The following is a 13,642-nucleotide window of genomic DNA, read 5'->3' on the forward strand; positions in this document are numbered from 1 at the left end:
CGATGCCGTCCGACATCACCCCCGCCCCGCTGGAGTTCCCGGCCTCCTACGACCAGGAGCGCATGTGGTTCTTCCACCGCCTCGACCCCGGCAACCCCTCCTACAACGTGCCGCTCGTCCTGCGGCTGCGCGGACCGCTCGACCCCGGCCGGCTGGCCCGCGCGCTGGACCGGGTGGTGGCCCGCCAGGAGATCCTGCGCACCACCTATGCGACCGGTCCGGACGGCGCCCTGAGCCAGTTCGTCCACGAGCGGGCGGCCGTACCGCTGGAGACGCACGCCCTGGACACGCCGCCCGCGGAACCCGCGGAAGCCGACCCCCGGGTCCGGGCGAGCGTGCGCGAAGTGGTCCGCGAGCCGTTCGACCTCACCGCCCGTCCACCGGTCCGCGCCCGGCTGCTGCGGCTGGCCGCCGACGACCACCTCCTGGTGTTCTGCCTGCACCACATCGCCACCGACGGCTGGTCGCTCGGCCTGCTCGTCGGCGAACTCGACGCCTTCTACCGGGCGGACCGCGACGGCCACCGGCCACGGCTGCCCGAACTGACCGTCCAGTACGCCGACTACGCCGAATGGCAGCGCGCCACCCTGACCCCCGAGGCCCTCACCGCCCGGCTCGACCACTGGCGCGGGATACTCGGCGAGCAGCCGCCGCGGCTCACCCTCCCCACCGACCGGCCCCGCCCCGCCCGGCCGTCCTTCCGCGGCGCCCGGCTCGACTTCGAACTGCCGCCCGCGGCCCACCGGGAGCTGCGCGACGTCGCCGGACGGCACGGCGTCACCCTGCACATGACGCTGCTGGCCGCCTGGAACGCGCTGCTGCACCGCTACGGCGCCGGTGAGCGCATCGTCGTCGGCACCTTGCTCGCCAACCGGGACAACGCCCAACTGACGCCGCTGATGGGGCTGTTCGTCAACACCCTGCCGGTGCGGGTGGATGTGGCCGGGACACTGACGTTCGCCGGGCTGCTGGGCCGGGTACGTGCCGCGTCGCTGGACGTGCTGGCCCACCAGGACACCCCCGTCGACAGCATCGTCCGCTCACTCGGCGCGGGCCGCGACGGCGGCGGCAACCCGCTGTTCGACACCCTCTTCGCTTTGCAGAACTTCGCCGACCAGCGGCTCGAACTCGGCGGCCTGGACGTCGAACGGCTCGACGACGAGGAGGAGTCGACCCGCTTCGACCTCGAACTGCACGTGTGGGAGCACCCGGACCGGCTGCGCGGCTCGCTCGTCTTCGACACCGACCTGTTCGACCGAGCCACCGCCGAACGCCTCGTCGCCCACTACCGCGCCCTGCTGGCCGCCGCGGTCCGCGACCCCGCGGCCCGGCTCCGCGACCTGCCGCTGCGCGACGACGAGGAGGAGCGCCGCCTGCGCGCACGCATGGCGGCCCACGGCCCGCTGCTGGTGCTGGACGACGGCGGCCGGGTGCCACCCGAGGGCGCCCCGGGCGACGTGCGGACGGCCGCGGGCGCCAGGACCGGGCAGCGCGCCCTGGTCCGGCCCGACGGCACGGTCCGGGTGCTGTCCGCCGTCGGCCCGGACGGGCGGGTGCCCGGCGTCGTCGAGATCGGCGGCCGGCCGGTCGACATCGCCGCCCTGGAGGAGCGGCTGCTGGAGGCCGCCGCCGGCCTCGCCGACATCGCCGTCCTGCCGCGGATCCCGGTGGGCGCCGACGACGCCGCGGCCGAACTGATCGCCTACGCCGTCCCGGCCGGCCCCCTGGACCTCGCCGCGCTCGCCGCCCGGCTGCCGGCCCCCGGCTCCGTCGTCCCCGTCAGCCGGCTTCCGCTGACCCCGGACGGCGCGGTGGACGTCGCCGCGCTGCTGCGGCTGCCGGTGCCCGACCCGGCCGAGGCCCGCCGCCTGGAGGCCCGCCTGCGCGACCGGCACCCCGGTGAGCCGATCGCCGTCGTACCCACCCCCGTCGAACCCGCGCCGCTGCGCCGGGTGCCCGTCCCCCTCCCGCCGCCCGGCGCCGACGGCCCGCACCCGGTCGGGGACGGCGGCAGCGCTTCCGCCCCCGGCCCGGCGGACCCGCCGGCCGGCCGCCCCGCCGCGCTCGTCGACGGCGGCCCGCCCACCGCGACCGAGGACCGTACGCTCCTCGACAGCCTGCTACGGGCCGCCGCGTCCGGCACCGGGGACCTGGTGGTGATCGGCGCCGACGGCGCCGAGACCCGGCTGACCTACGGCGAGCTGCGCGACCGGGCGCTGCGCGCGCTGGCCGGGCTGCGCGCGCTGGGCCTGTCCGCCGGGGACCGGGTGCTCCTGCAACTGGAGGACCACACCGACTTCACGACCGTCCTGTGGGCCTGCCTGCTCGGCGGCCAGATCGCCGTACCGCTGGCCGTACCCGCCGACTACCGGGCCCGCGACGCCGCCACCGACCGGCTGTGGGGCGCCTGGGAACTCCTCGGCCAGCCGCTCGTCGTCACCGCCGCCGGACGGCTCGCCGAACTGCGCACGGCCGCCGCGGCGGACCGGCCGCGGCTGCGCGCGGTCGGCGCCGACGACCTCGCCGCGGCGGCCGAGCCGGCCGAGCCGCGCCCCGCCGACCCGGACGACCCCGTGCTGCTCATGCTCACCTCCGGCAGCACCGGCCGCCCCAAGGCCGTGGTGCTCCGCCACCGCAACATCCTGGCCCGCAGCGCCGCCACCGCCGCCGCGGGCGGCCTCCGCGCGGACGACGTCACCCTCAACTGGCTGCCGCTGGACCACGTCGGCGGGGTGGTGATGTTCCACCTGCGGGACGTCTTCCTCGGCTGCCGGCAGGTGCACGCCCCCACCCGCTGGGTGCTCCAGGACCCGCTGCGCTGGCTGGACGCCGCCGACCGCTTCCGCGCCACCGTCACCTGGGCCCCCAACTTCGCCTTCGGCCTGGTCAACGACCGCGCCGCGGAGCTGGACCGGCGCGGCGCCGGGTGGGACCTGTCCCGGCTGGGGTTCGTGATGAACGCCGGCGAGGCGATCGTGGCCAGGACCGCCCGCCGCTGGCTGCGGCTGCTCGCCCCGTACGGCCTGCCGCAGAGCGCGCTGCGGCCCGCCTGGGGGATGTCGGAGACGTCCTCCGCGATGGTCTACTCCGACCGCTTCCGGCTCGCGGACACCACCGACGACGACGCGTTCGTGGAGGTCGGCGCCCCGCTGCCCGGCTGTGCGGTGCGGATCGTCGGCGGTGAGCCGGGCGCCGCCGGCCTGCCCCGGGTGCTGGCCGAGGGGGAGACCGGCCGGCTCCAGGTCCGCGGGTCCACCGTCACCACCGGCTACCTCGCCGCTCCGGAGCAGAACGCCGCCGCGTTCACCGCGGACGGCTGGTTCGACACCGGTGACCTCGGGCGGATCAGGGACGGCCGGCTCACCCTCACCGGCCGCGCCAAGGACGTGGTGATCCTCAACGGCGTCAACCACCACAGCCACGAGATCGAGTCCGTGGTCGAGGAACTGGACTGCGTGGAGCCGTCGTTCACCGCGGCGGTCGCGGTCAGGACCGCCGCCGCCACCACCGACGAGCTGGCCGTCTTCTTCCACCCGCGGGGCGCGGCCGCGGCGGACGAGGCCGTCCGCCGGGTCCGTCAGGCGGTCCGTGACCGCGTCGGCGTCAACCCCCGCCACGTGCTCGCCGTCGAACGCGCGGAGGTGCCCAAGACCGAGATCGGCAAGATCCAGCGCGCCGCGCTCCGCGCCCGGTTCGAAGCCGGCGGCTTCGCGGCGCGCACCGGCACCGATACCGGCACCGTCCCCGACCACTTCCACCGCCCCGAGTGGCGCCCGCGCGCCCTGCCCCCGGTCCCGGCCGGGGCCCCGCACACCGGCACCGTGGTGGTCCTGCCCGACCCCGGGGGCCTCGCCGAGCCGCTCGCCCGCGCCCTGGAGGCGGCCGGCCGCCGGTGCGTCGTGCTCGGCGGCGCCGCCCCCGCCGCGCTGGCCGGCCCGCCCGCCGCGGTGGTCGACCTGCGCGCGTACGGCGGGCCGCCGCGGACCGACCCCGCGCTCGCCCGCGCCGAGCTGCACGGCCTGCCGCGGCTGACACGGGAAGGTGCCGGGGCCGCCGCGGTGTACGTGGTCACCAGCCACGCCCGGCACGTTCTGCCGCACGATCCGCCCGCGTACGAACGGGCGCCGCTGGCCGGGGCGGTGGCCACGCTCGGACACGAGCGGACGGACACCCGGGTCGTGCACCTGGACATCCCGCCGGACGACCCCGAAGGAACCGTACGGGTGCTTCTCGCCGAGCTGGCCCGGCTGCCCCGGGAAGGCGCCGTCGCCTACCGCGCCGGACGCCGGCTGGTCCGCCGGCTGGCCCCCGCCGAACGCCGGGCGCCGTCCGTGCCCGCCGCCCCGTCCACCGTGCCCGCCTCCCCCGCCCCCGCCGCCGCGTCCGCCCAGCCGACCGCCCGGCCCGCCCGCCGGGGGGCGCCTTTCCGGCACGGCGGCCGGTACCTGGTAACCGGCGGCTCCGGCGGCGTCGGCCGGCTGCTGGTGGCGGAGCTGACCGGGACCTACGGCGCCCGGGTGCTGTGCCTGGGCCGCGCCCCGGAGCCGGGGCACCGCGACCCGCGGGCCGAGTACGCGGTCGCCGACATCCGGGACGCCGACGCCGTCGGCCGCGTGCTGCGGGACGCCGAGCAGCGCTGGGGAGCCCCGCTCGACGGGGTGCTGCACCTGGCCGGGACCTACCGGGAGATCCCGCTGGAGCGGTGCGGCGCCGCCGACCTCGACGAGGCGATGGCCGCCAAGACCGAGGGCGCCCGGATCCTGCACCACCTGCTGCGGGACCGGCCCGGCACGCTCTTCGTCTCCTTCTCCTCGGTCAACGGCTTCTTCGGCGGCGCCTCGGTCGCCGGATACGCCGCCGCCAACGCCTACCTCGACGCGCTCGCGGTCCACCAGCGGGAGGCCTACGGCCTGGACGCGTACAGCCTGGCGTGGACCATGTGGGACGAGACCGGGATGAGCGCCGGCTACCCGCTCAAGGGGCTGACCCGGGCGCGCGGCTACCGCGTCCTGCCGCCCGCCGAGGCACTGGCCGCACTGGCCGTCGCGCTGGAGCGGGCCGCCCCGCACCAGCTGGTCGGACTCGATCCGGCCCGCCCCTGGATCGCCGCGCAGCTGACCGGGCCGCCCGAGGCGCTCCAGGAACTGACCGCGTACGGGGAGTCGGCGGCGGCGCTGGGGGAGCCGGGGTCCGACCGGTTCGGCACGCCGTTCGCGCACCGCGCGGCGGTGCTCGACGCGCTGCCGGTGGATCCGGTCTCCGGGGACGTCGTACGCGACCGGCTCGCCGGGACCGGCCGGGACGCGGGCGGCGCCGACGGTGTGCCCCGGCCCGGTGTCGAGGCCGTCATCGCCGCGACCTGGGCCGAGGTGCTGGGGGTCGGCGACATCACCCGCGGCTCCAACTTCTTCGATCTGGGCGGAGGTTCGCTCCAGGCTACCCGGGTGCACGGCCTGCTCCAGGAGCGGCTCGGCCGGGAGCTGGCGATGGTGGAGCTGTTCCGCCGCCCGACGGTCCGCGCGCTGGCCGAGGCGCTGGAGCCCGGCGGCGCGGCCCCCGCCGCGGGCGGCCGGGGCCGATCCCGGGCCGAGCGGCGGCTGCGGGCCGCGACCGGGCGGGGCCGCTGACCGGGCCGACCGGTACGCGTGAGCGGCGGTGCCCGGGACCTCGGTCCCGGGCACCGCCGCTCACGTCGCCCGCGCGGGCGCGGGGATCAGCCGGCGGCCTTGGCGAGGGCCGGCGCGAGCCGGTCGAGCACCCACGGCAGCCCCAGCGTCGAGGGGTTGCGCAGCAAGGTGATGGTGGTCAGGTCGACGACCTGGAAGGTGTGCCCGGTGGCGGCCGACCGCATCAGCGCCGACTCGCCGACCTTCTTCTCCAGGTCGGGCGTCTGGTACGCGCTGATCATCAGATCGGCCGAGAGCACGTCCAGCCGCTCCTGGCTCACCGTGCCGACCCCCACGCTGTTCTTGGCCAGTTCGGTGAGCGCGGGGGCCTGCCGCAGCCCGAGGGACTGCAGGAACCCCACGGCGAAGTCGTGCGGCGAGGACAGGGTGACGATCTGGTCCACGGCGGCGGCGTAGGTGACGCTGAAGGTCTTCCCGGCCAGACCCGGGTACGTCGCCTTGGCCGCGGTGACCGCGTCCTGCGCCTGCCGCACCGCCCGGTCGGACTCGGCCTGCCGGCCCAGCGCCTTGCCGACCAGCCGCTGCCGGTCCTGCCAGGAGTCGGTGGCGGCCGAGGTCAGCGGGGCCACGGTCGGTGCGATCTGCGACAGCTTGGCGTAGTTGTCCTTCGCCGTGTAGTCGCCGGTGTCCAGGATGAGATCCGGCTGGAGCGCGGCGATCCGCTCGAACGGCAGCGCGCTGATCGTGGAGACCAGCTCGGTGTCCTTGGTCAGCCTGCCCTGGAGCCAGGGGTAGGTGCCGTCGGCGGTGAAGACGTTCTTCGGCGCGAGCACCGGCACCACGCCCGCCGCCAGCGCCGCGTCGAGGTCGACCGAGCTGAGCACGACGACCCGCTGGGGCGCGGCGGGGATCCGGACGCTGCCCAGCGAGTCCTGGAGCGTCAGCGGGAAGTCGGACGACGAAGCGCCGGCGGTCGCCGCCGGTGTGGTCGCCCCGGTGGGGGCCTTGGCGTCGTCGGACGGGTCCGAGCCGCAGGCGCTCACGGCGAGCAGCAGTCCGCCGACGGCCGCGGCGGCGGCGAGCGAACGGAACGGGCGTCTGATGGTGCGGAACACAGGGTGCCTCCGGTCGAGGTGGAACGAACGAGATGGACGGGTCCGCGGGCGTCACCGCCGCGGTGCGGGGGGTCGGGGGGAGTAAGGCGGCAGGGCCGCCGCCGGGTGGGGCGGCGGGGCCGCCGTCAGGGGGTACGTCACCGGGCGCGTACGTCAGGGGCGTCCACGGCGCAGGGCGCGTACGTCGTCGGGCGCGCCGGTCGGGCGTGGCGGTACGTCGGGTGGCCGGTCGAGCGGTGGACCGGGCGGTACGGGGCGCCGGGGCCGGGCGCCGTTCATGGGTCGAGTCGTCCGCGCTCCCGTGTCACGTCCCGTTGTGCCGGGCCGGCGCGGACAGTCCGCGTACGGCCACGGCGCCGAACACGGCGGCCAGGCCGACCGTCCAGGCGAGGACGCCCAGCAGCGGCCTACCGATCGCCCCGGCGCCGGCCAGGCCGCGCATCGCGTCCGCCCCGCAGCTCAGCGGCAGCGCGCGCACCAGCGGGCGCAGCGGCCCCGGGTAGGAGTCGATCGGCGCGAACCCGGTGTTGAAGAACAGCATCAGCGTGAAGAGCAGGGACAGCCCGCTCAGCGCGGCGACACTGCGCGCGTGCGCGGCCACCGCGCACACCAGCGCCGAGAAACCGGACCCGAGCAGGACCGGGACCGCCACGAACAGCGGCAGCGCCGCCGCGCCGCCGGCGCCGGCCGCCCGGAACCCCAGCACGTAGCCGACCGCGAGGAACACCACCGCCGTCAGCAGCGCCCGGACCAGCTCCGCCGCCAGCCGCCCGAGCAGCAGCGAGGAGCGGTGCACCGGCAGCGCCCGGAACCGGTCGAGCAGCCCGGACCGCCGTTCCAGCACCAGTGACGCGCCGCTGCCGACCCCGCCGAACACCGTCCCGACCAGGGTCGCCAGGGGCAGGAAGCGGTTGAGGCTGTTCCCGCCGGAGGACGCGGCGACGGTGTCGCCGAACACCAGCCGGAAGACCAGCAGCAGGCACACCGGGAAGACCAGCGCCTGCACGAAGACGATCGGCGACCGCGACCACCGCCGCAGCAGCCGCCCGGCCTGCAACCCGCTCTGCGCCAGGGCGGTCCCGGTCGGCGCCGGGGTGCTCGGGACACTCATCGCCGGCCGCCCTTCGTCCGGCCCAGGGCCCGCCCGGCCAGCAGGCCGAACACGGCCAGCAGCACCAGCAGCCACGCCGCCGTGACCAGCACCGGGCGGGCCGCCGGGCCGCCGGAGGCCAGCGCCCGCAGCGCGTCCGCCGCCTGTGAGACCGGCTGGTTGCGGACGAACGGCCTGATCCAGCCGGGGAAGCCGGTCACCGGGGTGAAGCCGGTCGACAGCATGGTCAGCAGCAGCTGCGGGACCAGCATCGCCGAGGCGGTGTGCTCGGGGTTGCCCACCGCGAGGCCGAGCGCGACGCACCCGACGGACAGGCACAGCGCGAACGCCACGGCCAGCGCCACGAACCCGACCGCGTCCGCCGCCCCGGCCCGGAACCGGAAGCCGAAGGCGGCGGCCGTCCCGATCGCGGCGGCCGAGGCCACCAGCGCCCGGCACAGGTCCGCGCCCAGCCGCCCGACGACCGGCGCGAGCCGTACCAGCGGCATCGTACGGAACCGGTCGAACATGCCCCGCTGGACGTCGGCGGCGATCGCGTCCGCCGAACTCATCGCCACGAACAGCATCGACTGCAGCACGACGATCGGCGGCAGCCACTGGACGTAGTCGACGCCGCGCTGCTCCATCACGCCGCGCAGCGGCACGTAGAAGCCGGTGAAGAACACCAGCGGCGCGACGACCGCTCCGGAGATCTCGGCGGTGTCCCGCCTGAGCAGGGTGACCGCCCGCAGGGCCAGCACCCACCCCTGCGCCAGCGGCGAGGCGGCGGAGGGGACCGGTGCCGGGCTCGTCCGGGTCACCTCGCCGCCCCGTTCCGGCCGGCGCGGGAGGACGCCGTGGTGCCGCCCGCGCCCGACGGGCCGGCGGCGCCGTCCGCGCCGGCCGGGTCCGTGCCGCCTGCGCTGCCCGTCCCGGCGGCCCCTTCGGCGGGGCGGCCGGTCAGCGCGAGGAACACCTCGTCGAGCGAGGGGCGGCGCAGCGCGATGTCCGTCAGCGCGACACCGGCCGCCTCCACCCTCCCGACCACCTCGGCCAGCGTCGCCGGCCCGTCGGGCGCGGGCAGCACCACGGCGTCCTCCCGCCGGGCCGCGTCCAGTCCGGCCAGCGCCGCCAGCACCCGCCCGGTGTCCGCCGGGTCGGCCGGCGTCACCGCGCAGAACGTGCCGCCGACCTGCTGCTTCAGCTGCTGTGGGGTGCCGGTGGCGATCACCCGGCCCCGGTCGACGACCACGATCCGGTCCGCCAGCCGGTCCGCCTCCTCCAGGTACTGCGTGGTCAGCAGGACCGCCACACCCCGGGCCCGCAGGCCGCGGACGGCGTCCCACAGCGCGAGCCGGCTGCGCGGGTCGAGCCCGGTGGTCGGCTCGTCCAGGAAGACCACCGCGGGGTCGCGGACGAGCCCGGCGGCCAGGTCGAGCCGCCTGCGCATGCCGCCCGAGTACGTCGCCGCCCGCCGGTCGGCTGCCTCGGCGAGGTCGAACTCCGCCAGGAGCGCGGCGGCCCGCTCTCTCGCCGCGCCCTTGCGCAGCCCCAGCAGCCGGGCGAACAGCACCAGGTTCTCCCGGCCGGTCAGCTCCTCGTCGACCGCCGCGTACTGCCCGGTCAGCGCGATGACCCCGCGCACCGCGGCCGGCGCGGCGCGTACGTCGTGGCCCGCGACCCGCGCGGACCCCGAATCCGGCCGCTCCAGCGTCGACAGGATGTTGACGGTGGTGGTCTTGCCGGCCCCGTTGGGGCCGAGCAGCCCGACGATCTCGCCCGCGCCGACCGTCAGCGACAGCCCGTCCAGCGCGGTATGGGTGCCATACGACAGCCGCAGGTCCTCCGCCACGACGACGGCCGGCGCCGCGGCCCGGTCCGCGCGGGCGCCGTCCGGCTCCCCGGCGCCCGCGGTGCCCGCCGCGTCGCCGCCGCTGTTCCCGAGCCGGGTCACGGTGTCCGCACCTCCTCCGGTTCCGGGGCGTCCGCGGGCGCGGCGTCCAGCCGCCAGCCGCCGACACCCGCACGTTCGCGCCAGAAGGCCGCGTACCGGCCGTCCTCCTTGGCCAGCAGCTCCTGGTGGGTGCCGGTCTCGGCGACCCGGCCGCCGTCGAGCACCACGATCAGGTCGGCGCCGACGACCGTCTCCAGCCGGTGCGCCACGACCAGCAGCGTGCGACGGCCGGACAGTTCGGCCAGCGTGCGCTGGACCGCGGCCTGGTTCTCCGCGTCCAGCCAGGCGGTCGCCTCGTCGAGCAGCACGACCGGCGCGTCCTTCAGCAGCGCCCGGGCCAGCGACACCCGCTGGCGCTCCCCGCCGGACAGTGCCGCGCCGCCCTCGCCGACCCGGGTCCGCGGGCCGTCCGGCAGCCGGGCCACGATGTCGTCCACCCGGGCCAGCCGCGCCGCCCGCTCGACCTCGGCGTCGGTGGCGCCGGGCCGGCCGGCCCGGATGTTCTCGTACACGGTGTCGTCGAAGAGGTAGACGTCCTGGAAGACCACCGCGAGCATCCCGGCGAGCTGGCCCGCCGTCAGGTCGCGTACGTCGTGGCCGCCGACCCGCACCGAGCCGCCGGCCACGTCGAAGAACCGCGCCACCAGCCGGGTCACCGTGGTCTTGCCGGAGCCGGACGCGCCCACCAGGGCGACCACCGTTCCCGGTTCGGCCCGGAACGTCACACCGTCCAGGACGGGCGGCCGGTCCGCCTCGTAGCCGAACCGCACGTCGCGGAACTCCACCGCCAGGGCCTGCCGCCCCTCCGCCGGGCCGTCGATGACGGCGGGTTCGGCCGGCTCCGGCAGCGGACGGGCCGCGAGCACCTCGGCCACCCCTTCCAGCGCGGCCACCGAGGTGCGCAGCGCGGTGGACAGGCCGGCCACCGCCGCCACCGGCTCGGCGAACCGGACCGTGAGCACCAGCAGCGCCACCAGTGTGCCGGCGTCCGCCCCGTCCAGCAGCCGGGCGGCGCCCACCACCAGCGCGGCGGCCACCCCCAGCTGCACGGTGACGCCGAACAGCAGCCGGGCCGGCGCGTCGGCCCGGGAGCGGCGCCGGGTCTCGCGGTCCTGGGCGGCCAGGCTGTCGTCCAGCAGCGCGGAACCGAGCCCGTCGGGACCGCCGGCCCGCAGCACGCTCTGCGCCCGCGCGAACTCCACCACCCGGCCGTTCGCCTCGGCGGCGGCCTCGTCCAGCTGGTCGTCGACCTTGGCGGCGAGTACGGCGCTCCACCGGTGGACCGCGTACAGCACCGGGGCGCACACCAGCAGCGTCAGCCCGAGCCGCCAGTCCCAGGCGAAGACCCCCACCAGCACGACGGCGGGGGTCAGCACGCCGGTCAGCAGCGGCTCCAGCAGGTGCGCGACGATGCCGCTGGCGTCCTTGGTGCCCTGGCCCACCAGCCGGGTCAGCCGGTCGCCGCGCCGCGCGGAGAACCAGCCCAGCGGCAGTGTCACCATGTGATCGCCGAGCCGGTGGTGCAGCGCGTTGATGGTGGCCAGGCCGACCCGGAAGCCGCCCATCGCCTGCGCGTGCCGCGCCACCAGCGTGAGCGCGGCGCAGGCCGCGACCGCCCCGGCCCACCACCAGGCGGCCGTCCGGTCGCCGTCCAGCAGGGCGCGCAGCGCCGGCGCCGCGAGGACGAACGTCACACCCTGCAGTACGGAGTAGGCGGCCACCCGGACGACCTGCCGGCGCAGTTCGGGCGCCAGCCGGGGGCCGACGACGGTGAAGAGCCGGCCGAGCACCGAGCGGGACCGGGCGGCCGGGCCGGCCGGGGCGGCGGCCCCGGCCGCCGGCCGGGAGATCGCGGGAGAACTCATCGGGACACCTCCGTCGTCCGGGCCGCGCCGGCCGCGGCCGGGGTACGGCCGTCCGTCCCGGTCGCCGGGTCCTGCCGTCGCTGCGCGTCCCACATCCGCCGGTAGACCCCGCCGGCCGCGAGCAGTTCGCCGTGCGTGCCGCGCTCCACGATCCGGCCGCCCTCCAGCACCAGGATCCGGTCGGCCGCGGTGACCGTGGCGAGCCGGTGCGCGACCACCAGCACCGTGCGGCCGGCGGCCAGCCGGGACAGGCTCCGCTGCACGGCGGCCTCCGAGCCGGGATCGGCGTACGCGGTCGCCTCGTCCAGGATCAGCACCCGCGGATCGGCGAGCAGCAGCCGGGCCACCGCGAGGCGTTGCGCCTCGCCGCCGCTGAGCCGGGCGTCCTCGCCGACGACCGAGGCGTAGCCGCGGGGCAGCGCGCCGACCACCTCGTCGATCCCGGCGGCCCGCGCAGCCCGGCGCACCTCCTGCGCGGAGGCGTCCGGCCGGCCCAGCCGGATGTTGTCCTCGACGGTCGTCCGCAGCAGCGGCGCGTCCTGGAACACGAAGCCGACCTGCCGGTACAGCACGGCCGGGGCGATCTCCCGTACGTCCACGCCGCCGATCCGCACCGCGCCGGCGTCCACGTCGAAGAACCGGGCGGTGAGCGCGGCCAGCGTCGACTTCCCCGCGCCGGACGGTCCGACCAGGGCGGTGAGCGTGCCCGGTTCGAGCGCCGCGTGCACGTCGTGCAGCACCGGTGTCCCGGGCGTGTGGGCGAAGGTGACGTGGTCGAACTCGACCCGCCCGCCGTCCGGGACCTTCGGCAGTTCGGGCTCGGCCAGCTCCGGCGCGGCCAGCAGCTCCCGCACCCGCCCGGCGGCGGCCTCGGCGGAGCGCATACCGCCCGCCGCCTGACCGAGGGCCTGCACCGGCGCGGCGAGTCCCAGCCCGAGCAGGACGAACGGCAGTACGTCGACCGGGTCGACGACGTCCGCGGCGACCAGCCCCGTCCCGCCCAGCAGCACGACGGCCAGTACCGTCACCGGCGCCACCGCGGCGGTGCCGAGCGAGATCAGCCGCAGCACCGGCGCGTTGAGGCCGCTGAACGTGCGGTGGTAGTCGTCGACGGCCTCGGCGAAGCGGTGGTGCGCCTGCCGGGTGCGGCCGAAGAGCTTCACCACCGCGATGCCCTGGACGAACTCGACCACCGCCGAGTGCACCGCCCGCATCGCCGCGGCGACTTCGTGCCGCCCGCCGCCGGCCCGCGCCAGGACGACCTTCTGCATCGCGACGAAGACCGCCGTCGGAAGGAGGGTGAGCAGGGTCAGCTGCCAGCTCACCGTGAACAGCCAGGCCAGCGCCGCGACCGGGGCCACCGTGGCGGCCGTCAGATCCAGCCGGGCGTGCGCGACCGCGTAGTGCATCTCTTCCAGGTCGTCCTGCAACGCGGCCTGCACGGTTCCGCTGGTGCCCCGGGTGAACCAGCCGAGCGGCGCCCTGCGCAGCCGGTCGGCGATGCGCCGGCGCAGGTCGAGCGCCAGGTCGGCGTCCGCGCGGTGGCTGACCGCCACCGCCGCGCTGCCGACCAGGAACTGCGCCACGGCGGCGCCGCCCGCCACGGCCGCGATCGTCCAGGCCCGGCCCGCGCCGCCCGAGCCGCGCAGGAAGTGGTCGGCGAGCTCGTACACCGCGGCGAACGGCACCAGCGCGAGCACCGCCGCGACCGCTTGCAGCGCGCCGGCCGTGAACAGGGCCGCCCGGACGGGTTCGGTGAGGACGCGGAAGTCCTTGGTTCCGGCAGTGGCCGGTGCACGGCTCATGGCCGACTCCTCAGTGGTGCCGCTGGAGACCGGCCAGACTTTACAACAGGCCGTAACTATCAAGCAAGGTAAGGCATACTTAACTTGAATCCCTCCGAGCCTGCTTCAGCCCGCTTGGGGATACTTCACACCGTTTCGGGCCGTCGCGATCGCTTCAGGCGGACCGCCTGAGGACGTGCGGAAGCG

The 13,642-nt window shown here is 76.9% G+C and carries 7 protein-coding genes; 1 reads left to right on the plus strand and 6 read right to left on the minus strand.

What is annotated here, in order from left to right:
• The first annotated feature begins 2 nt into the window (after positions 1-2).
• Complete coding sequence (locus RLT57_RS27645) at positions 3-5,627, plus strand: SDR family NAD(P)-dependent oxidoreductase (RefSeq protein WP_311299964.1); 5,625 nt, start codon at positions 3-5, stop codon at positions 5,625-5,627.
• 86 nt (positions 5,628-5,713) lie between these two features.
• Here RLT57_RS27645 and RLT57_RS27650 read toward each other — a convergent pair whose 3' ends face one another.
• From RLT57_RS27650 to RLT57_RS27675, 6 genes are all read right to left on the minus strand, one after another.
• Positions 5,714-6,742, minus strand: coding sequence for an ABC transporter substrate-binding protein (locus tag RLT57_RS27650; RefSeq protein WP_311299965.1), 1,029 nt, complete (start codon positions 6,740-6,742; stop codon positions 5,714-5,716).
• Positions 6,743-7,046: 304 nt separating this feature from the next.
• Positions 7,047-7,853, minus strand: coding sequence for an ABC transporter permease (locus RLT57_RS27655; RefSeq protein WP_311299966.1), 807 nt, complete (start codon positions 7,851-7,853; stop codon positions 7,047-7,049).
• Complete coding sequence (locus RLT57_RS27660; protein WP_311299967.1) at positions 7,850-8,653, minus strand: ABC transporter permease; 804 nt, start codon at positions 8,651-8,653, stop codon at positions 7,850-7,852. Before RLT57_RS27660 ends, RLT57_RS27655 begins: the two co-directional genes overlap by 4 nt.
• Positions 8,650-9,684: an ATP-binding cassette domain-containing protein gene (locus RLT57_RS27665; RefSeq protein ID WP_399129960.1), complete on the minus strand. Its 1,035-nt coding sequence runs from the start codon at positions 9,682-9,684 to the stop codon at positions 8,650-8,652. The genes RLT57_RS27660 and RLT57_RS27665 overlap by 4 nt, the downstream gene beginning before the upstream one ends.
• Before the next feature lie 98 nt (positions 9,685-9,782).
• Positions 9,783-11,651 (minus strand): ABC transporter ATP-binding protein, encoded by a 1,869-nt coding sequence (locus tag RLT57_RS27670; protein ID WP_311299969.1) that lies wholly within the window; start codon positions 11,649-11,651, stop codon positions 9,783-9,785.
• Entirely contained in the window at positions 11,648-13,456 is a 1,809-nt protein-coding gene (locus RLT57_RS27675) for an ABC transporter ATP-binding protein (RefSeq protein ID WP_311299970.1), read from the minus strand. Before RLT57_RS27675 ends, RLT57_RS27670 begins: the two co-directional genes overlap by 4 nt.
• Positions 13,457-13,642: the final 186 nt, after the last annotated feature.

Origin of the sequence: Streptomyces sp. ITFR-21 (assembly GCF_031844685.1) — a bacterium.
GTDB lineage: Bacteria > Actinomycetota > Actinomycetes > Streptomycetales > Streptomycetaceae > Actinacidiphila.

What these genes read in the sequence shown, in the direction of transcription:
- RLT57_RS27645 (WP_311299964.1), top strand. Translation starts at nt 3, where the DNA reads ATGCCGTCCGACATCACCCCCGCCCCGCTGGAGTTCCCGGCCTCCTAC.
- RLT57_RS27655 (WP_311299966.1), bottom strand. Translation starts at nt 7,853, where the DNA reads ATGAGTGTCCCGAGCACCCCGGCGCCGACCGGGACCGCCCTGGCGCAG.
- RLT57_RS27670 (WP_311299969.1), bottom strand. Translation starts at nt 11,651, where the DNA reads ATGAGTTCTCCCGCGATCTCCCGGCCGGCGGCCGGGGCCGCCGCCCCG.
- RLT57_RS27675 (WP_311299970.1), bottom strand. Translation starts at nt 13,456, where the DNA reads ATGAGCCGTGCACCGGCCACTGCCGGAACCAAGGACTTCCGCGTCCTC.